We start from the raw sequence: 22,662 nt of genomic DNA, 5'->3' as shown, positions 1-22,662 counted from the left end.
GAAATCGGGGCTGGTCACGGCTGGTGGGTCTCCTCGGTGGCGGTCGCGTCCGTCGGCGGGAACGCGGTGGTGTCGGTGGTGACGAAGTGCAGGGTCGAGCCCTCGTCCCCGGACCGCAGGGTCAGGACGAGGTGGCGCCGCCAGTGGGCATCGTCCCGCTCCTGGTGGTCCTCGCGCCAGTGACAGCCGCGCGTCTCCGCGCGGTGCCCGGCGGCGGCGGCCAGCACCCGGGCGACCAGATGCAGATTAGCCGTCTCCCAGGTGTCGGCGCCCGGCTCGGCCGGCTTACGGTCGGCATCGCCCGCCAGCGCGTCCAGGGCGCGCTCGGCGTCGGCCAGACTCCGGGCGGAGCGCAGCACTCCGGCGCCCTCGGTCATGACGCGCTGGATCGTGGCGCGGGCCTCCGGCGGCAGCAGGCCGGGGTCGGCCGCGGCGGGGGCGGCGGCCGGGGCGGGAGCGCCCCGGGCCGGGTCGTCGGCGGTGACGGCCGCCGCGATGCGCTCGGCGAAGACCAGCCCTTCGAGCAGAGAGTTCGACGCCAGGCGGTTCGCGCCGTGCACGCCCGTGCAGGCGGTCTCGCCGCAGGCGTACAGGCCGGGCACGGTGGTGCGGCCGGCCAGGTCGGTGCGGACGCCGCCGGAGGCGTAGTGCGCGGCGGGGGCGACGGGGATCGGCCCGGTCACCGGGTCGATGCCGTGGGCACGGCAGGCGGCGAGGATGGTGGGGAAGCGGCTCTCCCACATCCGGGCGCCGAAGTGCCGGGCGTCGAGGAACATGTGTGCGGCACCTCGCTCGCGCATGCGGCGGGTGATGGCCTTGGCGACGATGTCGCGGGGCGCCAGCTCGGCCAGCTCGTGCTGTCCGAGCATGAACCGCACCCCGTCCGCGTCCACCAGGTGCGCGCCCTCGCCGCGCACCGCCTCCGAGATCAGCGGCTGCTGGCCCTCGGCGTCCGGGCCCAGATACAGGACGGTCGGGTGAAACTGCACGAACTCCAGGTCGGAGACCTCCGCGCCGGCCCGCAGCGCCAGGGCCACGCCGTCCCCGGTGGAGACGGACGGGTTGGTGGTGGCGGAGAAGATCTGGCCCATACCGCCGGTGGCCAGCACCACGGCCGGCCCGTGCACGGCGCCCACGCCGTCGTGCCGACCCTCGCCCATGACGTGCAGGGTCACCCCGGCGGCCCGTCCGGCGGCGTCCTTGAGCAGGTCGAGCGCGAGGGCGTTCTCGACCGTCTCGATGCCGGCCGCGCGGACGGCGGCCACCAGCGCGCGGGAGATCTCCGCGCCGGTCGCGTCGCCCCCGGCGTGCGCGATGCGGCGGCGGTGGTGACCGCCCTCGCGGGTCAGCGCGATCGAGCCGTCCGGATCGGCGTCGAACCGGGCGCCCAGCGCGATCAGCCGCCGCACGGCGGCCGGGCCCTCGGTGACCAGCGCCTCGACGGCGGCCTCGTCGCACAGCCCGGCGCCCGCGACCAGCGTGTCCGCCAAGTGCTGGGCGGGGGTGTCGCCGTCGCCCAGCGCGGCGGCGATGCCGCCCTGCGCCCAACGGGTCGAGCCGTCGTCCAGCCGCGCCTTGGTGACAATGACGGTCCGGCGGCCGGCGGCGGCGCAGCGCAGCGCGGCGGTCAGGCCCGCGACGCCGGAGCCGACGACGACGACCTCGGCCTCGATGGCCCAGCCGGGCGCGGGCGCGGGCAGGGCGGTGGGCAGCGGGATCGGGACCGGCGCGGGTGCCGGCCGCGGGCCGGGTATCGCCCCGGGACTGGTCATGCGGGGTCTCCCAGGGTGAGGCGGGCGTTGTCGATCAGGCGGGTGGTGCCCACCCGGGCCGCGACGGCCAGGACCGCGTCGCCGCGGTGGTCGCCGGGGACCTCGGTGAAGTCCGCCGGGTCGACCAGCGCCAGGTAGTCCGGGACGAGCGGCGGCTCGGCTCTGGCGGCCTCGTCCAGCACGGCGCGAGCGGCGGCCAGCGCGCCGCCCGCGTCGGCCCGGCCCGCCGCGGCGGCGGTCAGCGCCCGGGACAGGGCCAGGGCGGTGACGCGCTCGGGCGCGGACAGATACCGGTTGCGGCTGGAGAGGGCGAGGCCGTCCGGCTCGCGGACGGTGGGCACGCCAACGATCTCGACCGGGAAGTTCAGATCGGTGGTCATCCGGCGTATCAGCGCGAGCTGCTGGGCGTCCTTCTCGCCGTACAGGGCGAGGTCGGGCCGGGTGAGGTGGAGCAGCTTGGCGACGACGGTCAGCATCCCGTCGAAGTGCCCGGGGCGGAACGCGCCCTCCAGTCGCTCGCCCAGCGGCCCGGCCGCGATCCGCACCCGGGGCTCGCCGCCCGGATACATCACGTCGTCGGTGGGGGCGAAGACGGCGTCGGCGCCGGCCGCCCCGGCGACCTTCACATCGGCGTCCAGCGTGCGCGGATAGCGGTCGAAGTCCTCGCCCGCGCCGAACTGGAGCGGGTTCACATAGACCGTCACCACGACCTGGCCGCCGGGACCGACCCGCTCCCGGGCGGTCCTGATGTTCGCGGCGTGGCCCTCGTGCAGGGCGCCCATCGTCATCACCACGGCCCGGCGCGCGCCGGGGGCGGCGGGCGCGGGCAGCTCCTCGGCGCGGCGCGCCACCGGCAGGGTCATCGCTCTCCTCCATCCGTGCCCCGCTCGCCGTCCGCGAGGACACCAAGCAGGGCCTCCGCCAGCTCCGGCTTCAGCAGCCCATGGTCCAAGGCGCGGTCCGCGGTGGTGCGGGCCATCGCCAGGTACCCCGCCAGGGCGTGCGGGGCGTGGGCGCGCAGCTCGGCGACGTGGGCCGCGACCGTGCCGGCGTCGCCGCGGGCGACCGGGCCGGTCAGGGCGGCGTCGCCGGAGCGCAGCGCGTTGTCCAGGGCGGCGCCCAGCAGCGGGCCGAGCATCCGGTCCGGGGCGGCCACGCCCGCGGTGCGCAGCAGCTCCATGGCCTGGGCGACCAGGGTGACCAGGTGGTTGGCGCCCAGCGCGAGGGCCGCGTGGTAGAGCGGGCGGGCGCTCTCCTCGACCCACTCGGGTTCGCCGCCCATCTCGATGACCAGCGCCTCAGCCGCCAGTCGCAGCTCGGCCGGGGCGGTCACGCCGAACGAGCAGCCCGCCAGCCGCTGCACATCGACGGCGGTGCCGGTGAACGTCATCGCCGGGTGCAGCGCCAGCGGCAGCGCCCCGGCCCGCAGCGCCGGGTCGAGCACGCCCGTGCCGTACCGGCCGGAGCAGTGCGCCAGGAGCTGTCCGGGCCGGACCGCGCCGGTCTCGGCCAGCCCGGCGATCAGGCCCGGCAGGGCGTCGTCGGGCACGGTGAGCAGCACCAGATCCGCGCGGGCCAGCACCTCGTCGGGCGCGACCAGCGGCACCCCGGGGAGCAGCGCCTCGGCGCGGCGGCGGGAGGCGTCGGAGACCCCGGACGCGGCGACCGGCCGGTGGCCCGCGATGCGCAGCGCGGCGGCGAGCGCCGGGCCGACGCGGCCCGCGCCCACGACGCCGACCCGCAGCCGGGCGGGGCGGTCGCGCGCCTCGGTGCCCCGGGGGGCGTTGGCGGCGGCGTTCACGACGGCTCGTGCCTCTTTCGTCAAGCGTTCCGGTCCGTGTGTTCGGTACCGGACGTCGCTCCATGCTACGGCGGCCCACCGCCCCCGGACGTACGGTGTCAGCGCCCGCCGGCGCGCACCAGGCCCGTCTCGTACGCCAGAACGACCGCCTGCACACGGTCCCGCAGGCCCAGCTTGGCGAGGATGCGCCCGACGTGCGTCTTGACCGTGGCCTCCGACACGAAGAGCCGCTTGGCGATCTCGCCGTTGGACAGGCCCTGCGCGATCAGCATCAGCACCTCCCGCTCCCGGTCGGTGAGCTGGTCCAGCTCTGGGTGGGCCGAGCCGTCCGGGGCGGGCAGCAGCGTCATGAAGCGGTCCAGCAGGCGCCGGGTGGTGGACGGCGCGACCACGGCGTCGCCGCTGTGCACGGCCCGGATCGCGCCGAGCAGCTCGTCCGGCGGCACGTCCTTGAGCAGGAAGCCGGCCGCGCCCGCCTTGAGGCCGGAGAAGGCGTACTCGTCGAGGTCGAAGGTGGTGAGAATCAGCACCTTGGGGTCGCCGGGGCCGCCGCCGCCCTCCTGGCAGACGCGCCGGGTCGCCTCCACGCCGTCCAGGCGCGGCATCCGCACGTCCATCAGCACGACGTCGACGGCGGTGGACCGCAGCACCTCCAGCGCTTCGAGGCCGTCCCCGGCCTCCGCCACCACCTCCATGTCCTGCTGGGCGGCGAGCACCATCTTGAATCCGGTCCGCAGCAGGGCCTGGTCGTCCACGAGCATCACTCGGATCGACATCGGGCAATCCCCCATCGGCTAGTCGTTGGCTGCCAGGGGCAGCGTGGCACTGATACGGAAGCCGCCGCCCGGCCGGGGCCCCGCCGTGAGGACGCCGCCGACCATGCCGACCCGCTCGCGCATGCCGATCAGCCCCTGGCCGAGGCCGTCGGCCCCGCGGTCGTCGTACAGCCCGTGCCGCGCGCCCCGGCCGTCGTCCTCGGCGAGGACGGTGAGCGCGTCACCGCCGTACTCCAGCCTGACCGTGGCGCCGACGTCCGGGCCGCCGTGCTTGCGCGTGTTCGTCAGGGCCTCCTGGACGATCCGGTACGCGGTCAGCTCGACGCCGCTGGGCAACGGTCTGGGCGTGCCGTCGATGCGGAAGTCCACCGGCAGCCCGGTGTCCCGGACCTGGTCCACCAGGTCGGCGAGCTGCTCGACGCCGGGCTGCGGCACGTAGTCCAGGGCGGTGGCGGTGCCGTCCTCGCCGCGCAGCACGCCCAGCAGTCTGCGCATCTCGGTCAGCGCCTGGCGGCCGGTGCCGGAGATGGTGTGCAGCGCGCTGCGGGTCTGCTCCGGCGCGCTGTCCAGGACATACGCGGCGCCGTCCGCCTGCACGACCATCACCGACACATTGTGCGCGACGACGTCGTGCAGCTCGCGGGCTATGCGGGCCCGCTCGGCCGCGACGGCCATCCGGGCCTGCGTCTCGCGCTCCTGCTCCAGCCGCGCGGCGCGCTCCTCCAGCTCCGCGTAGTACGCCCGGCGGGTGCGCAGCGAGTCCCCGAGGACCCAGGCGAGGCAGAACGCGATGGTGAGCAAGAGCACGGAGACGAGGGTCTCGGTGGTGGTCTCCCCGTCGGACTGCTCGGGCCAGCGGAGCGTGGCGATGGTGGGCGCCGCCAGGGAGCCGGCCAGCGCCAGCCGGGAGGGGGCGCGCTCGCCTCCGGAGGCGACGGTGAAGGTGATGACGAGGAACGCCAAGTTCGACGGGAGCGGCGGGACGTCGGACACGAGCTGGAACAGCCCGGTGGCGATGGCGAGTCCGAGCATCCGCCGGGGCGCCCGGCGGCGCCACGTCACGATGACGGCGTGCGCGAGGGCGGCGGCCATGCCGCGCAGCTCGGGGCCCTCATACCCCGATTCGCCCTGCATGGCGATGGTCAGGAAGGATGAGATCAGCAGTACGAAGGCCCAGGAGCCGTCGACCCACGTGGGGTGACGGCGCAGGAAATCGTAGAGCCTGTTCACGTCACCCAGAGTAGGCACCGCATGCGGCTGGGGAGTCAACCGGACGGCCGATACGTGAAGGGGTCAACTACTCCTCAAGGTGGACGGTGGGGTGGACGCGGACCGTGGATGACGAGGCGGTCGGCTGGCGCGCGGCGGCGGAGCGGGCGCTGTACGGGTCGGACGGGTTCTTCCTGCGCGAGGCGCCGGCCGCGCATTTCCGGACGGCCGTGCACGCATCGCCGCTGTTCGCGGGCGCGGTGGCGGAGCTGCTGCTGCGGGTGGACGAGGCGCTGGGCCGCCCGGCGGAGCTGGCGTTCACGGACGTCGGCGCGGGCCGGGGCGAGCTGGTCGCCGGGGTCCTCGCCGCGCTGCCGCCCGCCGTCGCGGCCCGGGTGCGGCCGTGCGCGGTGGAACGGGCCGCCCGTCCGGCGGGTCTCGATCCCCGGATCGCGTGGCGGCCGGAGCCGCCGGCCGGCGCGGTGGGCCTGCTGTTCGCGAACGAGTGGCTGGACAACGTGCCGCTCGACGTCGCCGAGACCGACGAGGACGGCGTGGCCCGTTACGTCCTGGTGGTCCCGGCCACCGGGGAGGAACGGCTCGGCGCGCCCGTGGCGGGCGCCGACGCGGCGTGGCTGCGCCGCTGGTGGCGGCTGCCGGACGGGCCGGGGGCACGCGCCGAGATCGGGCTGCCGCGCGACCTGGCGTGGGCGCGGGCGGTGGGCAGCCTGGCCCGGGGCCTGGCCGTCGCCGTGGACTACGCGCACGTCCGCGCGGCCCGGCCGCCGCTGGGCACGCTGACCGGCTACCGGCACGGGCGGGTGGTGCCACCAGTGCCGGACGGGACCCGGGATCTGACCGCGCACGTGGCGCTGGACGCGTGCGCCGGGCCGGACGCGGTGCTGCTGCCGCAGCGCGAGGCGCTACGGGCGCTGGGCGTGTCGGGGCGGCGCCCGCCGCTGGAGCTGGCGACTGCCGACCCGGCCGCGTATGTCCGGGCGCTGGCGGGCGCGGGCGAGGCGGCGGAGCTGACGGACCCGGCGGGCCTGGGCGGCTTCACCTGGCTGCTCCAGCCGGTGGGCGTCGCCGGTCCGCCGCTCTGAGGCGTTATTTGTCGATGTCGCCGACGATGAAGAAGAACGAGCCGAGGATGGCGACCATGTCGGCCACCAGCGTCCCCGGCAGCAGCTCCCCGAGCACCGAGATGTTGTTGTACGAGGCGGACCGGAGCTTCAGCCGGTACGGCGTCTTCTCGCCCTTCGACACCAGGTAGTAGCCGTTGAGGCCCAGCGGGTTCTCCGTCCAGGCGTAGGTCGCGCCCTCCGGGGCCTTCAGCACCTTGGGCAGCCGCTGGTTGACGGGCCCCGGCGGCAGCTCGGCCAGCCGGTCCAGGCAGGCGTCCGCGAGATCCAGGGAATTCGCCGTCTGGTCGAACAGCACCTCCAGCCGGGCCCGGCAGTCCCCCGCCTCGCGGGTGGCGACGCGCAGCACGTCGCCCAGCTCGCCGTACGCCAGATACGGCTCGTCGCGCCGCAGGTCGAAGTCGACGCCGCTGGCCCGCGCGATCGGGCCCGACACCCCGTAGGCGTGCGCCAGCTCCTGGCTGAGCACGCCGACGCCGGTGGTGCGGGCCTGGAACACCTCATTGCCCAGCACCAGGTCGTCCAGCTGCCGCAGCCGCGTGCGCACCGCCGCCACCGCCTGCCGCGCCCGGCCGGTCCAGCCGGCGGGCAGCTCCTCCTTCAGGCCGCCGACGCGGTTGAACATGTAGTGCATCCGACCGCCCGAGACCTCCTCCATCACCTGCTGGAGGCTCTCGCGCTCGGTGAAGGAGTAGAAGATCGGCGTGATGCCGCCCAGCTCCAGCGGATAGGAGCCGAGGAACATCAGGTGGTTGAGCACCCGGTTCAGCTCGGCGAGCAGCGTCCGCAACCACACCGCGCGCTCGGGCACCTCCATGCCGAGCATCCGCTCGACGGCGAGGACCACGCCCAGCTCGTTGGAGAACGCGGACAGCCAGTCGTGCCGGTTGGCCAGCACGATGATCTGCCGGTAGTCGCGCGCCTCGAAGAGCTTCTCCACGCCCCGGTGCATATAGCCGACGACCGGCTCGGCCCGCGAGATGCGCTCGCCGTCCAGCGTCAGACGCAGCCGCAGGACACCGTGGGTGGCCGGGTGCTGGGGGCCGATGTTCAGCACCATGTCGGTGCTCTCGGCGGCCCCGCCGATGCCGACCGTCGTGTGCGCCGTCTCCGCCATGCGCGTCAGTCTCGCACTTCTTCCGACCTCTTCCGGCTCCCCGGTCCGGCTCTAAGCTTCGGACATGGACACGGTGGCACAGGGACCGGCACCGGACGGGGGGTCCGAGGCGGGCGGCGGCGAGGCGGGCGGCGGCGAGGCGGGCGGCGGCGAGGAGTGGCGGCCGATCGAGCCCGGGCTGCTGCGCATGCGGCGGCTCCTCCTCGCGCTCTGGCTGGGTCCGCCCGCGCTGGCCGCCGCCGTGCTGCCGCCGCTGATCGCGGACGGGGGGTGGGCGCTCCTGGCGGTGCCGGTGGTGGCGGTGCTGATATGGGGCTGGCCGGCCCTGGGCCGCAACTGGCGCTCCTGGCGCTATCTCGAACGCGACGACGACCTCCTCATCAGCCGGGGCGTGCTGTGGCGGCAGCTCACGGTCGTGCCGTACGGGCGGATGCAGCTCGTCGAGGTCACCTCCGGGCCGCTGGAGCGCAGGTTCGGCCTGGCGCGGCTTCAGCTCCACACGGCGGCGGCGGCCACCGACGCCACGATCCCCGGTCTGGCCCCGGCGGAGGCGGAACGGCTGCGCGACCGGCTCACGGAGCTGGGCGAAGCCCGCTCGGCGGGGCTGTGACGGCCGTGCCGGACGCCGATGAGGGCATTCCCGCCGGACGGGGCAAGCGGCTGCACCCGCTCACCCCGTGGCGCCGGGCCTGGGCGCCGCTGGCCGGCCTCTTCGCCGTCGCCGCGCAGAACGCCGAGCAGCTCCGCGCCTGGACCACCTCGCTCGGCCTCGGCCCGCTGCTCCTGCTGCTGGTGACCTTCTGCGCCTGCGCCGCCGGCTACGGATGGCTGTCCTGGCGGGTCACCCGCTATCTGGTGACCGACACCGAGCTGCGCATCCGCACCGGGCTGCTGTTCCGCCGCACCGCGCACCTGCGGCTGGACCGCATCCAGTCCGTCGACATCACCCGGCCGCTGCTGGCCAGGGCGCTGGGCGTGGCCAAGCTGAAGATGGACGTGGTCGGCTCGGGCTCGGCGGACGAGCTGGCGTTCCTCGACGAGAACGAGGCCCGCGACCTGCGCGCCGAGCTGCTGGCCCGCGCCGCCGGGATCGCGCCGGAGGCGGCGCCCACGGCGGGCGAGGCACCGGCCCGGGTGCTGTACCGGGTGGAGTCGAAGGCGCTGGTGTGGGCACTGGCGCTGCTCGGCGGCGCCTGGGGCTTCCTGCTGGCGGCGCTGGTCGTGACGCCGCTGATCTGGGTGGCGACCGACAGCGTCTTCGCGGCCGTGGTCGTGGTGCTGCCGATGCTGGCCGCGATCTGGCGGGCGAGCCTGGGCGGCTTCCTCACCCAGTACGGCTGGACGGTGAGCGAGTCCCCGGACGGGCTGCGCCTGGACCACGGCCTGCTGCAGCGCGACCACGCCACCGTGCCGCCCGGCCGCGTGCAGTCGGTGCGGATCGTGGAGCCGCTGCTGTGGCGGGCGCGCGGCTGGGTCCGGGTGGAGCTGGAGGTCGCGGGCGGGGGCAACGAGGGCGGCCTGCTGGTCCCGGTCGCGCCGCGTCCGGTGGCCGCCGCGCTGATCGGCCGCATCCTGCCCGCCGTCGACATCGACCAGGCCCTCGCCTCGGTCCACGCCGCGCCGCGCCGCGCCCGCTGGGCGGTCCCCTTCTGGCGCGTCGGCTACGGGCACGGCGTGACGGACGCGGTGTTCGTGGCCCGCCAGGGCCGTCTGCGGCGGCGGCACACGCTGGTGCCGCACGCGAAGGTGCAGAGCGTGCGGCTCACCCAGGGGCCGTGGGCCCAGCGGCTGCGGCTGTCCGACATCCACGTGGACCACGGCGCGAACGGCACGGCGACCGCGCGCCTGCTGGACGCCGACTACGCGACACGGGAGGTCGCCACCCAGGCCACCCGCTCCCGGCTGAACCGCCGCCGGGCCGCCCCGGAACGCTGGCTCACCGGCGGCACGGGCTGAGCCCGCGCGCGAGCCGGGCGGCACCCGCGCGGCGCGACGCCGACCCACCGGCCCCGGACCCGGCGTTCCGCCCGCGCGAGCCGGGCGCCACCGCCTCACGAGGAGTACCGGAGCCCGCGCGGCACGACGCCGACCCACCAGCCCCCGACCCGGCGTTCCGCCCGCGCGAGCCGGGCGCCACCGCCTCACGAGGAGTACCGGAGCCCGCGCGGGCACGACGCGCGTGCCGGAGCCCGGGCGGGCGCTAGGCCCCCTCGGTGCCGGCCGATTCGATGAGGCGCAGCAGGGCCTGGGCCGCCGTCTTCACGTCGCCCGTCGTGCCCGCGATCGGGAAGCCGACATGGCGGCCCCACCCCGGCGAGACGCTGTACTTCGTGCCGTTCACCGTCACCGCCAGCGTCTTGCCGCGCGTGAAGCGGATCGGGGCCGCCGTGATGTCCGTCAGCGGGGCGCTGTCGATGAGCTGACGGTCGCTGCCGAGCAGCGTCAGCACGCCGCCGTCGATCACCACGAAGCCGTGCTGGGCCAGCGGGCGCACGCCTTTGCCGATCTGGACCTGGTCGAAGACGTACTCGGGCTCCTGGCCGGCGCTCACGCGGCGTCCTCCGTCCGGTTCACGGTGAGGGTGGCGGCCATCTCGTCGGCCGTCTCCACCATCACGTCGCCGACCGCCGGGCTGGCCCAGGTGACGGTCATCTCGATCACGCCGTCCGGGTAGCCGGGCGGGATCACGTAGTACGACACGTACTCCATCAGCGTCTGCCGGTCGTCGTCCCCGGCCTCGTTGACCACCAGCTCGTGCACCCGGCACGCCGGGCCCGCCGGGAGGTCCACGGTCCGCACGTCCGGCTCGCGGAAGCGGTACGGGCGCGGCTGCCGGGCCAGCCCGGTCAGCGTCTCCAGCGTGCGCCGCTCCTCCGGCAGCTCCCAGGGCGCCACGAACGCGCTGACCGGGACCATCGGCAGCGACTGCGGCGGGGCCTCGGGCACGTAGACGACCACCGGCGAGGCGTCGCGCTCCAGCGCGCCGTCCCGGATCACCTTCAGCTCCTCGTACACCGCCTCCGCGTACGCCTGGTCGTGCTCGCCGCCCCGGTCGGCGACGAGTTGCGCGGCCTGCTCGGCCACGTCGGTCTCGCCCATGTCGAGCTGGATCCACCCCTCGTCGGGATAGTCGAATCCGGCCACCCAGTCAGCCATCGCGCCACTCCTTCGCCGGCTCGCGCCGGTCCGTCACCATCTGGTTCAGCCGGAATCTCCGCCAGCAGGCGCGCACGGCGTACGGCACGCAGCCGATCGCGAACGCCAGGCCGGCGCAGAGGTAGTAAGGGGCCCAGTCGAACCCGGCCCACGCCCCGAACCCGACCTGGAAGGCGGTCAGGAACAGGACCACGAACGCCGTCCAGGCGGGGTACGCGGACGTGTCGGAGGTGTAGTCGCGGTACGTCCACCGCCGCGCCGTCCGGTCACCCCCGTCGGCCGTGCCGTGCCGGGAGCGCCGCAGCGCGTGCCGGCGCACCGGGATCCCGGTGGCGTCGCAGAACGCGCGCAGCCGCGCCTGCCCCGGGTCTCCGCCGCACCAGGTGTCCCAGTGCAGGAACGCCTGCACGCTCTCCCGCCCGTCGACCAGCGCGACGCCCCAGGGCCGCCCCCGGTCCTCCAGGATCAGCGCCTCCCGCACCCCGAGGACGGGATCGGCGGGGCCGCGCATCAGACGGGTGACGTTCTGCGCGGTCCGCAGCTCCAGGTCCTCGCCCACCGCCCGCACCGAGGCGCGGGCGAGGAAGGCGCGGGTGACGGGGATCGCGGGGGCGGGCCGCAGCTCGGCCACCGCCCGTCCGCCACGCGACGCCAGCGCCCCGAGCACGGCCGCGAGCCCCGCCGTGAGCAGGGCGAACACCAGGGTGGAGCCGGACATCAGGAGCAGCGCGGCCCGCTCGGCGCCCTCGCCCGAGCCGAGGCCGCCCACGAAGAACGCCGCGAGCCAGCCCACGACGAGCTGGGCGACGGCCAGCAGGGCCGGGAGCCCGAAGGCGCTCTTCGCGCCGGGCCGCAGCGTTCCCGCGAACGTCGCGGCGGGCGGCGGCGCCTCGCTCACTTCGCGGACGGGAACGTCGTGGTACCGCAGGAAGTCCCCGAGTCCGCTCAGCCGCAGGAAGTCGTCGGTCTTCGTGTCGTCCACCGGCACCGACAGCCCGTCGGGGTGGGCGAGGGTCAGCGGCGTCGGGCCGACGGGCACCCAGTCGGACACGATGAGGCAGGCCAGGCCCGCCCCCGCGCTGTCGCACAAATGGAGGCAGCCACCGGCCTTGTTGGGTTCGCCGCTGCCGATGTCACCCCATCCGGCGTGCCCGGCGGCGGGGCACAGCCGCCCCTTGAGGTGCGCCGCGGACACCACGCCACCGCCTCCCGCGCCGAGCTCCCAGGTGTGGGTACGGCCACGGGTGCGGACCGTGAGCCGGCGCTCCCGGGCGGTGACGCCGGCCCACCGGAGCACGCTCCGGCGGACCAGCGGACGCTGTCCGGCGCGCACCAGCGGCGCCACCGCCGCGTTCATCGGGCGGGCACCGGCATGGCCTCGCTCTCCTGGTAGGAGAAGTCACCGGCCGCGACCGCGTCGCCGGGCAACGGGTTGTCGCCGCCGACCGACAGCGAGGGCCAGTTCCAGATCGAGTCCACGCCGTCCTTGAAGATCAGGCCGCCCATGCCGGAGACGGCCCCGGCGCCGCCGCTGCCCCACTGCGCGGCGCTGGCGCCCGCGAAACCGGAGAAGCTGGCGCCGTTCTGCGCGGCCCGGCCCAGCGACAGCGCGTCCGCGGCGGCACCGGGCGCGCCGAAGAACTGGTGCGCGCCCGCCTGGAGCGCGCCGCCGGGACCGGCGGTGCGGAAGTTCTGCGGGATGTTGCGGAACATCGAGCCCGTGTCCGGCAGCACCCGGCTCCAGGGCGCGTCGCGCAGCGCCCGGAAGTTCTTCGCGAAGTCCAGGCCGCCGCCGAACGCCTCGCGGCCCCAGCCGAGCAGCCCGGAGGGCTTGGTGAACGCCCGTGCCTCGACGCTGAGTCCGTGCAGCCGCCCGGCGGTGTTGCCGACGATGCCCTCGGCGCGCGCGGTCCTGGCCGCCCGGTTGCCGAACTGCGACATGCCGCGCAGGCTCCGGAACGCCTGGAACCGCGTCGACTGGCCGGCCGCCTTCAGCAGACCGCCCGCGGCGCGGCCGATGCCGAAGGTCGCGATGCCGACGATGTCGATCAGGGCGCCGAGCCAGTCACCCTTGAGGATGTTGCCGACCAGCGAGAACACGCTCGCGATCAGGGCGATGGCGCCGAGGATGCCCGCCAGGGCCTGGCCGATGATCGGGATCCAGCCGACGAGCAGGGCCAGCACGCCCGCGATCGCGGCCACTCTGGCCGCCCATTCCCCGATGGTGATCAGCACGTTCTTCAGGACGTCGAGGACCGTGCCCAGCCGGTCCTTCCAGCCGTCCTCAAGGCCGTCGTCGTCGATGAAGTCGCCGATCGCGTTCGCCGCCGCCTGAGCCGCGTTGTCCTTGGCCGCCACCACCTCGGCCAGCCGCGCGCGGGCCGCGTTCAGCATGTCCTGGGCCTCGCCGAGCCGCTCCTGGGCCTGGTCGAGCCGGCGCTGCGAGTCCTCCTGGTCCTCGTCGGTGCCGGTGTCGGTGTCGATGCCGTCGATCTGGCCCTGGTGGGAGCTGATGTCGGTCTGCGCGTTCTGCGCCCGGGTGCGCAGCTCCAGGCTCTCCTCCTGCGCGTCCTGGAGGGCCGGCCAGTATCCGGCGAGCGCGTTGGCGGTGGCGTCGTAACGGCCGTGCGCCTTGAAGATGTTGTCGGACAGCTCGGTGGCCTTCTCGCGGAAGGCGTCGCCCGCCCGGCCCTCCCAGCCGTCGCTGGTCTGCGTCGTGTTGCTCAGCAGCGTGCGGGCACGCTCGATCGAGTCGGCGGTGCGGCGGTAACGGGCCGCGGCCTCCTTGACCATCTCCCAGTCGCCGGGGACCGGGTCCCGGCCGTCCTCCGTGAGCGGATGCCAGTCCGCCGGCCGGTTTCCCATCAGCCGTCTCCTTCAAGGGCGTTGACGAGCTCGTCCTCGATGCCGTCGAAGGCGTCGGCCGATTGCTTGGCCGCCTCGGCGAAGCTCTGCAGGTTCTCCATCAGCGCGCGCCGTTTGTGGTGCCAGTTCTCCGCGAAACGCTCCAGCTCGTCGGCGAGACCGCCATGGCCGACGTCCTCGGCATAGTCCGAGGCGATCGACTCCGATCCCTCGAACTCGCTGGCTATGAAACGCAGTTGATTACCGAGCTCACGTACGTCCGCGGGAGTGACCGAGATGTCGGCCATGCCTCACGCCCTCCTTACAGCTTTCGGTCCTTCGGTGCTACGCCCATCGCAGCGATCCCGCGATGGCGTCGAACATCTCCACCTGCGCGTCCGCCAGCTCCGGAATCGGGGTGCTGAACGTCAGCAGCAGCCAGGCCCCCGTGTTGGGCACCGGCAGGTAGAACTCAAGCAGTGTGTTGGGACGCTCCTCCGGCTGGCCCAGTTCCCTGGCCTCCGGGGTCAGCTCCTGACGGCGGCTCCTGACGGCGGGGCCCGAGCCGAGGGCCACCACCGACACCTGGGCGCTCTCGCCGTACTTGTCACGGATGCCGTCGGCCAGCATCTCCGGCGGCAGACTCACCGGGTGCTCCGGGTCCTCCGGCTCGGCGGTCACCAGCAAGGTGGCCGGAATCGGTACGCCGAAGACGCCCTGCGTGGAGATGTAGAGCTCGACCCCGTCCCGCTGGGCGGCGTCGGCGACGACGGTGCTCAGCAGCTCCTTGAGGTCGTGCCGCCGCGCCGCGTCCTGGTCCCGGTTGGGGTAGGTCATGTCGACCAGCGTCTGAACCGATCTGTCCCGCTTGGCAGTTGACAGCAGCGGGACGCGGAACCAGTCGGTGGGCGTGATCACCCGGTAGCTCGACGGCGGCTTGGGCTCCGCCGGCGGCCCGTCCTCGCCCGCCTGTCCGGGCACCTGCTCGTTTGCGACCGCCACGCCGAACTCCCCCTGCCGCGCAAAGATTGCTTCGAGTAAGGGAAGACCGTATCCCGCCATTCGGCGACGAGGCAACGGACGGAGCGACCCGCCTCAGGCGCCCTCGCCGGCGCCCTCGCCGTCCGCCTCGTCCTCGTCGTCGTCCTCGCCGTCGATCAGCACCGGCGATCCGTGGTGGGACCAGACCCTCCAGGCGCCGTCCTCGGTCCGGCGGAAGACATTCGTCGCCACGACCAGGCCGCCGACCAGCGGCCCGGCGGTGCCGTCGGCCTCGGCGGGACCGCCGCTGAGGATGTTCTCCGTGCAGGTCACCAGGGCCGTGTCGCCGAGCACCGAGACCTCGACGTCGGTCAGGAAGAACTGGATGTACTCGGTGTTCGCCATGATCAGCGCGTAGGAGCGGATCACCTCACCACGCCCGTTGATCACCGGCCAGCCGGGGTGGACGACGCTGACGCCGTCCTCCAGCCACTGTGCGGCCAGCGCGTCGAGGTCGCCCTGCTCCAGGGCGTCGTAGAGCGCGGTGTTGGCGGCCGACACCGCCTCGATGTCCGTCTGGGCGCCGCTCATCCCGCTCCTTCCAGGGCCGTGCCCGCCGCCGCGTCCGGCCCACCCCTCCCGCCGGTCGCCGCCATCACGGCCCGCGCCACCCGCACCGCGTCCGCGCTGGCCCGTACCTCGTGCACCCGCACCGCCCAGGCGCCCGCGCGGGCGGCCAGCGCCGTGACGGCGGCGGTGGCGGCGTCACGCTCGCGGGCGGGCGGCGGCGTGCCGTCGGCTCTGACCAGCGCCCGGCCCAGGAAACGCTTGCGGGAGGCGGCGATCAGCAGCGGCCGGCCCAGCTCGGCGCGCAGCCGGTCCATCGCGGCCACCAGCGCGAGATCGTGCTCGGCCCGCTTGGCGAAGCCGAGCCCGGGGTCGGTGATGATCCGGTCCGCCGCGATCCCGCCGGCCACCGCGGCGTCCAGGCTCTCGCGCAGCTCGCCGATCACCTCGCCCACCACGTCCCGGTAGACGGCGCGGTCGTTCATGTCGACGCTCTGGCCGCGCCAGTGCATCACGACGAACGGCACCCCCGCGTCCGCCACCGCCGGCACCATCCGGGCGTCGGCGCGACCGCCGCTGACATCGTTGACCAGCCGGGCGCCCGCCGCCACCGACCGCTCCGCGACCGAGGCGCGCATCGTGTCCACGCTGACGACGACGCCCTCGGCGGCCAGCTCCCGCACCACCGGGATGACCCGGCGCAGCTCCTCGGCCTCGTCCACCCGGGTCGCGCCGGGGCGGGTCGACTCGCCGCCGACGTCCACGAGATCCGCGCCCTGGGCCACCAGATCCATGCCGCGCTTGATCGCGGACTCGACGTCGAACCACCGTCCGCCGTCGGAGAAGGAGTCCGGTGTGACGTTGACCACCCCCATGACCGCGCAGCGGTCCCACCGGGGGAGACCGGTCACCTGGCCGTGCGAGATGCTCATGCCACCAGGGTAGGGGCAGCGGCCACCGCTCCGAGGCTGTCCGGCGGGAACACCGCACGGGCGGGCGGCGCTGACAAGGTGGTCCAGGTGTCGCAGGTAGATTCGAATGCCGGACCGAGGCGTCATGCCGCCGCCACCTGACCGAGGGAGACACCGCCGTGGACAGAATCGCCCTGCGCGGACTGCGTTCCAGAGGCTTCCACGGCGTGCTTCCGAGGGAACGCGCCGAGGGCCAGCCGTTCGTCGTCGACGTCGTCCTCGGCGTCGACACGCGCCCCGCCGCCCAGTCCGACGACCTGGCCCGGACCGTGCACTACGGCGTCGTGGCCGAGCAGGTCACCGCCCTGATCGCGGGCGAGCCCTGCGACCTGCTGGAGACGCTGGCCCAGCGGATCGCCGACCAGTGCCTGACGCACGACGCCGTACGCGAGGCCGAGGTGACGGTGCACAAACCGGAGGCCCCGATCACCGTTCCCTTCGACGACGTGACCATCACCATCAAGCGGAGCCGAGCATGACCCCCAATGCCCCGTCCTCCCCCGATCCGACCGTCCAGCCGGTGCCCGCGTCCGTCGTACGTCAGGTCGACGCCGCCGACTCGACCCTCCAGAATCCCAGGACCGCCGTGCTGTCCATCGGCAGCAACCTCGGCAACCGCCTGGACACTCTCCAGGGCGCGGTCGACGCGCTCGCCGACACCCCCGGACTGAAGATCAAGGCCGTCTCCCCCGTCTATGAGACGGAGCCGTGGGGGGTCGAGCCCGGCGCCCAGGCCGCCTACCTCAACGCCGTGGTGCTGCTGCGGACCACCCTGCCGCCGTCCTCGCTGCTGGAGCGGGCGCACGCGGTGGAGGAGGCGTACCAGCGGGTACGGGACACCCACTGGGGACCGCGCACCCTCGATGTCGACATCGTGGCCTACCAGGACGTCATCTCCGACGATCCGGCGCTCACCCTTCCCCATCCGCGCGCCCACGAGCGGGCCTTCGTCCTGGTGCCGTGGCACGATGTCGAGCCCGACGCCGTTGTCCCCGGACAGGGACCGGTCGCCGAGCTGCTGCCCGGACTGACCGGACAGGACGTGACACCTCGGGCGGATCTCACGCTCGTCCTGCCGGACTGACCGGCACCGACGCCGGGCTCCGGGCCTGGTTTGGGGCCTGGGCTCCGGGCCTGGTTTGGGGCCTGGGCTCCGGGCCTGGTTTGGGGCCTGGGCTCCGGGCCTGGGCTTTGGGTTTCGGGCTCCCGGCTCCCGGCGGGACACGGCAGACTTCAGCTTCCACTCCAGCTTTCAGACGAGGGGCGCGCACAGCGGTGAACCAACTGCGGATCGCGACATTGGCCGGACTGTTCGCCGCCGCCGCGGCCCTGGCCTGGGCCGCGGCCGGGCTGTGGGACTCCCTCGGCAACACGCTGCCCGCCGTGCCGCTGCTCGCCCCCGTCATCCTCGGCCTGATCGCCGCCACCCTGCTGGCCACCGCCCTGTCGCTGCGCGTCCGCCTGCGGGCGCAGCGCGAGCGGCAGCCGGGCGCCAGGCCGGTGGACCGGCTGATGGCGGCCCGCGCGGTCGTCTTCGGCCAGTCCAGCGCGCTGGTCTCGGCGCTGATGGCCGGCGGGTACGGCGGCTTCGGTCTCTTCCTCGCGATGGAGCGCCTGGACGTGCCCAACCGCAGGGACCAGGCGATCTACGCCGGGCTCGCGGTGGTCGCGGGCTTCGCCGTGGTCGCGGCGGCCCTCTTCCTGGAGCGTGTCTGCCGCCTCCCGGACGGCGACGAGAACGGGGAGGGCGGCGGCAACGGCCCGATGGGCTCGCCCATCTGACCCGGGCCGGCCCGCGCCGCCGCTCCGCCGCTACCGCCCGTCGACGATGTCCAGCTCGACCGCCGACCGCTCGACGGCCCGCCCGTCCGCGTCGATCGAGCGGCGCAGCGCCTCGTGCAGGCCGCCCGGCGTGAGAACACCGAGGAAACGGTCCTCCTCGTCCAGCACCGCGATCCAGCCCGCGTCGTACTGGAGCATCGTGGCGAACGCCTGCTTCAGCGAGGAGCCCAGCGGCAGCCACGCCTCCATCCGCCGCGCGCGGTCGGCGACCCGCCCGTCCCCGGCGTTCTCCGCGTCCGGCAGCGGCAGCCAGCCGTGCAGGCCGTCGGCGTCGTCCAGGACCACGGCCCAGCGCGCGTCGTCCGCGCGCATCCGGTCCGCCGCCACGGACAGCGGGTCGCCGAGGTGGACCACCGGCGGCTGCTCCAGGTCGCCGCGCTCCAACGGGGTCACCGACAGCCGCTTCAGCCCGCGATCGCTGCCGACGAACGACGCCACGTAGTCGTTGGCCGGGGCGCCGAGCACGGCGGCCGGCGAGTCGAACTGCTCGATCCGGCCCTGCCCGTACACCGCGATACGGTCGCCGAGCCGCACCGCCTCCTCGATGTCGTGCGTGACGAACAGCACCGTCTTGCGCACCTCGGCCTGGAGCCGCAGAAACTCCGACTGGAGCCGCTCGCGCACCACCGGGTCCACCGCGCCGAACGGCTCGTCCATCAGCAGCACCGGCGGATCGGCCGCCAGCGCCCGCGCCACCCCGACCCGCTGCCGCTGCCCGCCGGAGAGCTGATCGGGATACCGGCCCCCGTACACCGACGGGTCGAGACCGACCAGCTCCAGCAGCTCCGCCGCCCGCTTGCGGGCGTCCACGCGCCGCCAGCCCAACAGATGCGGAACGGTCGCGGTGTTGTCGAGCACGGTCCGGTGCGGGAAGAGACCGACCTGCTGGATCACATATCCGATGCGGCGGCGGAGCTTCACCGGGTCGTATTCGGCGATGTCCTGGCCGTCGAACAGAATGCGCCCCTCGGTGGGCTCCTCCAGCCGGTTGACCATCTTCATGGTGGTGGTCTTGCCGCACCCGGAAGGCCCCACCAGCGTGACCAACTCCCCTTGTCCGACTTCGAGGTTGAGGTCGTCCACCGCTACGGTCCCGTCGGGATAACGCTTGGACACATGCTCGAAGCGCAACATGTTCATCATTCTGTCAGGTTCAGAGGCTAGGGTGTCGGAACATGAGTGCGGCCACTGCCGAAAGCTGCCTTACGGCGAACGAGTGGATCTGCGGTGCATACGTGCGCACCCGCGCCGAGGAGCTCACGGACGCCACTGTGGAGCACGTCCTGATCACGGTGACCGCCGTCGCCATCGCCATCGTCGTCTCGTTCCCACTCGCGCTGCTGGCCCGCCGCTGGCGGCCGGCGGCCGGCGGCATCCTCGGTCTGACCACCGTGCTTTACACGATCCCGACGCTCGCCATGTACGCGCTGCTGCTGCCGGTCTTCGGCATCTCCGCCTCGGTGGTGATCTGCGGCCTGGTGCTGTACTCGCTGACGATCCTGGTGCGCAACATGCTGACCGGCCTGGACTCCGTCCCCGAGGAGGCCCGGGAGGCCGCGCGCGGCCTCGGCTACGGCCGCGGGCGCATGCTGTTGGCCATCGAACTACCCCTGGCCCTCCCCGCGTTGATGGCCGGGATACGCATCGCCACCGTCTCCGCCGTCTCCCTGGCCACGGTCGGCGCGATCGTCGGCCACGGCGGCCTCGGCAACCTCATCTACAGCGGCATGCACAGCTACTTCAAGGCCGAGGTGCTCACCGCCTCAGTGCTGTGCGTCGTGCTCGCCGTGCTGGCCGACGTGACGCTGCTCGTGGTGCAGCGGCTGATCACGCCGTGGACGCGCGCGGGCGGGAAGAAACGACGCGGGCCCGTGCCGAGGGACTCGGTGCTGGACGTCCCGGGGACGGTGTGACGTGGGAGTCATCGGCGATGCCTGGACCTGGCTGACCACCGGGTCCCACTGGTCGGGCGAATCGGGGGTCTCGCACCGGCTGGCCGAGCACCTCTATCTCACCGGCGTCTGCCTCCTGCTCTCCTGCGCCGTCGCCCTGCCGCTCGCCTTCTGGCTCGGGCACGGCGGTGGACGGCGCCTCGGCGGCGCCCTGGCCATCAACATCTCCAACGCCGGGCGCGCGATACCCACCTTCGCCGTCCTGGTGCTGCTCACCCTCAGCCCGCTGGGCCGCCACGGGGACCTGCCCACCATCCTGGCGCTGGTCCTCTTCGCGGTGCCGCCGCTGCTGACCAACGCCTACGTCGGCATCTCCGAGGCCGACCGCGGCGTCGTGGAGGCCGCCCGCGGCATGGGCATGTCGCGCCGGCAGCTGCTGGCCCGCGTCGAGCTCCCGCTGGCCTTCCCGCTGATCATGACCGGGATCCGCACCGCCGCCGTACAGATCGTCGCGACCGCCACGCTCGCCGCCCTGGCCGGCGGCGGCGGCCTCGGCCGCATCATCACCGCCGGCTTCGCCCGGTACCACACCGAGCAGGTCGTCGCCGGCGCCATCGTCGTCGCCCTGCTCGCGCTGGTGGTCGAAGGGGTGCTGGTCCTGGCCCAGCGCCTGCTCGACCCCCACCGCCGCCCCCGGCCCGGCGACGCCGCCGCGCCGCCCCCCGGGTCCGAAGCCCGGACTGAACCCCGACCCGATGTCGAACGGAGACTCCCGTGACCGCGACTCCCACCCCCCGCAGACGCCGCACCCTGCTGGCCGTCGGCTCCCTCACCGCTCTGGCGCTCTCGCTGGCCGCATGCGGTGGCGACGAGTTGGAGGAGGAAGGCACGGGCGGCAGCGGCGAGGAGGGCGGCGGCGGCTCGCTCACCATCGGCGGCGCGAGCTTCACCGAGGCCACGATCATGACCCAGCTCTACGCGCAGATCCTGGAGGACGCCGGGTACTCCACGACCATCGAGACGGTCGAGGGCCGCGAGCTGTACGAGCCGGAGCTGGAGAGCGGCGGCATCGACATCGTGCCCGAATACGCCGCCACACTCGCCGAGTTCCTCAACGCCGATGTCAACGGCCCCGACGCCGGGCCGGTCGCCTCCTCCGACGTGGACGCCACCGTCACCGCGCTGCGCGAGCTGGCCGAGCCCCGGGGCCTGACCGTGCTGGACGCGGGCGAGGCCGTGGACCAGAACGCCTTCGCGGTCACCGAGGAGTTCGCCGCGGAGCACGACCTCCAGACCCTCACCGACCTCGGCGAGTCCGGCCTGCCGATCCGCTTGGCGGCGGGCGAGGACTGCCCGGAGCGGCCGTTCTGCGAGCCGGGCCTGGAGGAGACGTACGGCATCGACATCACCGAGGTCGACCCGCTGGGCGTGGACACCATCCAGGGCAAGCAGGCCGTCCAGAACGGCGACGACGACATGGCCCTGGTCGTCACCACCGACGCCACCCTGGAGGACTTCGGCCTGGTCCTGCTGGAGGACGACAAGAACCTCCAGCTCGCGGACAACCTGTTGCCCGTGCTGAACACCGAGAGCGCCGGTGACGAGGGTGTCGCCACCGCCCTGAACCGGCTGACGGCGGAGCTGACCACCGAGGACCTGATCGAGCTGAACCGGCAGGTCGACTCCGAGCGCCGCAAGGCTGAGGACGTCGCCCGCGATTACCTGGAGGAGCACGGCCTGCTGGAGAACTGACCGGCCCCCGGCCTTGTCGATAACTCCCCGGCCACAACCGGGCCACAACCCCCGGACACCCTCCCGTCGGCTGTCGGCGTCACGGTAAGTTTCGACCATGGCACGTGGACGTCACCGCTCCTCAGCACTTCACCAGGTGCTGGCCCCGGCCACCCTGGGCGGCCTGGCGCTGCTCTGCGCCGGCGGCGCCCTGCTGCTGAGCGACGAGGACGCGCCCGCCCTGCGCGTCCTCGTCGCCGTGGCCGCCGCCGCCGCGACGACCTGCGCGGCACTGCTGCGCCGCTGGGACCTGGAGGCCGGGCGGCAGGTCGCCCGCGAGCGCGCCGCCAAGGCCGGGATGACCTGGCAGGTGGAGGAGAAACAGGCGGAGCTGGAGGAGTCGCAGGAGCTCATCGGGGTGCTGGAGGCCAAGGTCCGTGCCAAACGAGCCGATCTCGGCACCACACGGCTGGAGTTGGCCAGTCTCCGCACCGAGCACGCCGACCTGCTGCGCCGCTACGCGACGGCCGAGACCGAGCGGGCCAAGGCCCTGGAGGGCCGTCGGCTGCTCGCCCTGGAGGCCGCGACCCCGGCCAAGGCGCTGACCGCCGACGCCACCGACCACCGCACCTCGCGCGGCGCCCCCACCCAGCTCACCTACCGGCAGGCGTACGAGGCGCTCGGCCGTCTGTCCCGCAACGCGGCCCGGCAGCGGGAGGCGGCGAGCCGGCCCCAGCAGGTCCCGGAGCAGCCGCGTCAGCCGCAGCAGTCCGCCGTGACACCGCCGTCGCCCTCACGGCAGATGGGCGGCTTCGACTTCTTCGGCACAGGCGCCCAGCAACGCTGACGGAGCGACCGCCC

The 22,662-nt window shown here is 74.1% G+C and carries 25 protein-coding genes; 10 read left to right on the top strand and 15 right to left on the bottom strand.

The annotated features are described in order from the left end of the window. Nucleotides 1-14 precede the first annotated feature (14 nt). The 5 genes from OIE51_RS16275 to OIE51_RS16255 form a co-directional block, all read right to left on the bottom strand. Nucleotides 15-1,772 carry an L-aspartate oxidase gene (locus tag OIE51_RS16275; RefSeq protein ID WP_326598422.1) on the bottom strand — a complete coding sequence of 586 codons (1,758 nt, stop codon included), beginning with the start codon at nt 1,770-1,772 and terminating at the stop codon, nt 15-17. Beyond that, nucleotides 1,769-2,635: a pantoate--beta-alanine ligase gene (gene panC, locus OIE51_RS16270; RefSeq protein WP_326598421.1), complete on the bottom strand. Its 867-nt coding sequence runs from the start codon at nt 2,633-2,635 to the stop codon at nt 1,769-1,771. The genes OIE51_RS16275 and panC overlap by 4 nt, the downstream gene beginning before the upstream one ends. Further along, nucleotides 2,632-3,597, bottom strand: coding sequence for a Rossmann-like and DUF2520 domain-containing protein (locus OIE51_RS16265; RefSeq protein ID WP_442811938.1), 966 nt, complete (start codon nt 3,595-3,597; stop codon nt 2,632-2,634). Before OIE51_RS16265 ends, panC begins: the two co-directional genes overlap by 4 nt. A 74-nt stretch (nt 3,598-3,671) precedes the next feature. Next, entirely contained in the window at nt 3,672-4,349 is a 678-nt protein-coding gene (locus tag OIE51_RS16260) for a response regulator transcription factor (protein WP_326598420.1), read from the bottom strand. A gap of 18 nt (nt 4,350-4,367) precedes the next feature. Beyond that, nucleotides 4,368-5,579, bottom strand: a complete 1,212-nt coding sequence (locus tag OIE51_RS16255) for a sensor histidine kinase (protein ID WP_326598418.1) — start codon at nt 5,577-5,579, stop codon at nt 4,368-4,370. A 104-nt stretch (nt 5,580-5,683) separates the two neighbouring features. Between OIE51_RS16255 and OIE51_RS16250 the strand changes: the two genes are divergently transcribed. Beyond that, the gene (locus OIE51_RS16250; RefSeq protein ID WP_326598417.1) at nt 5,684-6,661 is read left to right on the top strand and encodes an SAM-dependent methyltransferase; all 978 of its coding nucleotides are present in this window, start codon (nt 5,684-5,686) and stop codon (nt 6,659-6,661) included. Between the two features lie 4 nt (nt 6,662-6,665). Here OIE51_RS16250 and OIE51_RS16245 read toward each other — a convergent pair whose 3' ends face one another. Continuing rightward, nucleotides 6,666-7,817, bottom strand: a complete 1,152-nt coding sequence (locus OIE51_RS16245; RefSeq protein ID WP_326598416.1) for an NADH-quinone oxidoreductase subunit D — start codon at nt 7,815-7,817, stop codon at nt 6,666-6,668. A gap of 64 nt (nt 7,818-7,881) precedes the next feature. Here OIE51_RS16245 and OIE51_RS16240 point away from each other — a divergent pair, with 64 nt between their 5' ends. Both OIE51_RS16240 and OIE51_RS16235 read left to right on the top strand, forming a co-directional pair. Beyond that, nucleotides 7,882-8,427, top strand: a complete 546-nt coding sequence (locus OIE51_RS16240; RefSeq protein ID WP_442811937.1) for a PH domain-containing protein — start codon at nt 7,882-7,884, stop codon at nt 8,425-8,427. 5 nt (nt 8,428-8,432) lie between these two features. After that, a complete protein-coding gene (locus OIE51_RS16235) occupies nt 8,433-9,773 on the top strand; it encodes a PH domain-containing protein (protein ID WP_326598415.1) in 1,341 nt (446 codons plus the stop codon). A 244-nt stretch (nt 9,774-10,017) separates the two neighbouring features. Here OIE51_RS16235 and OIE51_RS16230 read toward each other — a convergent pair whose 3' ends face one another. From OIE51_RS16230 to folP, 8 genes are all read right to left on the bottom strand, one after another. After that, entirely contained in the window at nt 10,018-10,368 is a 351-nt protein-coding gene (locus tag OIE51_RS16230; protein ID WP_326598414.1) for a hypothetical protein, read from the bottom strand. Next, entirely contained in the window at nt 10,365-10,973 is a 609-nt protein-coding gene (locus OIE51_RS16225) for a hypothetical protein (protein ID WP_326598412.1), read from the bottom strand. The genes OIE51_RS16230 and OIE51_RS16225 overlap by 4 nt, the downstream gene beginning before the upstream one ends. Continuing rightward, nucleotides 10,966-12,330 carry a hypothetical protein gene (locus OIE51_RS16220; protein WP_326598411.1) on the bottom strand — a complete coding sequence of 455 codons (1,365 nt, stop codon included), beginning with the start codon at nt 12,328-12,330 and terminating at the stop codon, nt 10,966-10,968. Before OIE51_RS16220 ends, OIE51_RS16225 begins: the two co-directional genes overlap by 8 nt. After that, nucleotides 12,327-13,838 (bottom strand): putative T7SS-secreted protein, encoded by a 1,512-nt coding sequence (locus tag OIE51_RS16215; RefSeq protein ID WP_326598410.1) that lies wholly within the window; start codon nt 13,836-13,838, stop codon nt 12,327-12,329. The genes OIE51_RS16220 and OIE51_RS16215 overlap by 4 nt, the downstream gene beginning before the upstream one ends. After that, complete coding sequence (locus OIE51_RS16210; RefSeq protein ID WP_326598409.1) at nt 13,838-14,125, bottom strand: hypothetical protein; 288 nt, start codon at nt 14,123-14,125, stop codon at nt 13,838-13,840. The genes OIE51_RS16215 and OIE51_RS16210 overlap by 1 nt, the downstream gene beginning before the upstream one ends. Nucleotides 14,126-14,162: 37 nt before the next feature. After that, nucleotides 14,163-14,819, bottom strand: a complete 657-nt coding sequence (locus OIE51_RS16205; RefSeq protein WP_326598408.1) for a hypothetical protein — start codon at nt 14,817-14,819, stop codon at nt 14,163-14,165. A 93-nt stretch (nt 14,820-14,912) separates the two neighbouring features. Then, nucleotides 14,913-15,389 (bottom strand): nuclear transport factor 2 family protein, encoded by a 477-nt coding sequence (locus tag OIE51_RS16200; RefSeq protein ID WP_326598406.1) that lies wholly within the window; start codon nt 15,387-15,389, stop codon nt 14,913-14,915. Continuing rightward, complete coding sequence (gene folP, locus OIE51_RS16195; RefSeq protein WP_326598405.1) at nt 15,386-16,297, bottom strand: dihydropteroate synthase; 912 nt, start codon at nt 16,295-16,297, stop codon at nt 15,386-15,388. The genes OIE51_RS16200 and folP overlap by 4 nt, the downstream gene beginning before the upstream one ends. Nucleotides 16,298-16,455: 158 nt before the next feature. Between folP and folB the strand changes: the two genes are divergently transcribed. The 3 genes from folB to OIE51_RS16180 all read left to right on the top strand — a co-directional run bounded on the left by folB (nt 16,456) and on the right by OIE51_RS16180 (nt 18,118). Beyond that, nucleotides 16,456-16,815: a dihydroneopterin aldolase gene (folB, locus tag OIE51_RS16190; RefSeq protein ID WP_326598404.1), complete on the top strand. Its 360-nt coding sequence runs from the start codon at nt 16,456-16,458 to the stop codon at nt 16,813-16,815. Beyond that, nucleotides 16,812-17,420 (top strand): 2-amino-4-hydroxy-6-hydroxymethyldihydropteridine diphosphokinase, encoded by a 609-nt coding sequence (gene folK / locus OIE51_RS16185; RefSeq protein WP_326598403.1) that lies wholly within the window; start codon nt 16,812-16,814, stop codon nt 17,418-17,420. Before folB ends, folK begins: the two co-directional genes overlap by 4 nt. 191 nt (nt 17,421-17,611) lie before the next feature. Beyond that, nucleotides 17,612-18,118 carry a DUF3180 domain-containing protein gene (locus OIE51_RS16180; protein ID WP_326598401.1) on the top strand — a complete coding sequence of 169 codons (507 nt, stop codon included), beginning with the start codon at nt 17,612-17,614 and terminating at the stop codon, nt 18,116-18,118. A 30-nt stretch (nt 18,119-18,148) separates the two neighbouring features. On the opposite strand, the gene OIE51_RS16175 is transcribed toward OIE51_RS16180, so the two are convergent. After that, nucleotides 18,149-19,312: an ABC transporter ATP-binding protein gene (locus OIE51_RS16175; protein ID WP_326598400.1), complete on the bottom strand. Its 1,164-nt coding sequence runs from the start codon at nt 19,310-19,312 to the stop codon at nt 18,149-18,151. Between the two features lie 41 nt (nt 19,313-19,353). Here OIE51_RS16175 and OIE51_RS16170 point away from each other — a divergent pair, with 41 nt between their 5' ends. From OIE51_RS16170 to OIE51_RS16155, 4 genes are all read left to right on the top strand, one after another. Continuing rightward, a complete protein-coding gene (locus OIE51_RS16170) occupies nt 19,354-20,091 on the top strand; it encodes an ABC transporter permease (protein WP_326598399.1) in 738 nt (245 codons plus the stop codon). 1 nt (nt 20,092) lies between these two features. Continuing rightward, entirely contained in the window at nt 20,093-20,848 is a 756-nt protein-coding gene (locus OIE51_RS16165; RefSeq protein ID WP_326598398.1) for an ABC transporter permease, read from the top strand. Next, entirely contained in the window at nt 20,845-21,822 is a 978-nt protein-coding gene (locus tag OIE51_RS16160) for an ABC transporter substrate-binding protein (RefSeq protein ID WP_326598397.1), read from the top strand. The genes OIE51_RS16165 and OIE51_RS16160 overlap by 4 nt, the downstream gene beginning before the upstream one ends. 97 nt (nt 21,823-21,919) lie before the next feature. Further along, nucleotides 21,920-22,648 carry a hypothetical protein gene (locus OIE51_RS16155; protein WP_326598396.1) on the top strand — a complete coding sequence of 243 codons (729 nt, stop codon included), beginning with the start codon at nt 21,920-21,922 and terminating at the stop codon, nt 22,646-22,648. Nucleotides 22,649-22,662 lie beyond the last annotated feature (14 nt).

It is taken from the genome of Streptomyces sp. NBC_01803 (genome assembly GCF_035917415.1).
Taxonomy (GTDB): Bacteria; Actinomycetota; Actinomycetes; order Streptomycetales; family Streptomycetaceae; genus Streptomyces.
The sequence above is the reverse complement of the archived record's forward strand: the minus strand, read 5'-3'. Positions and strand labels throughout refer to the sequence as shown.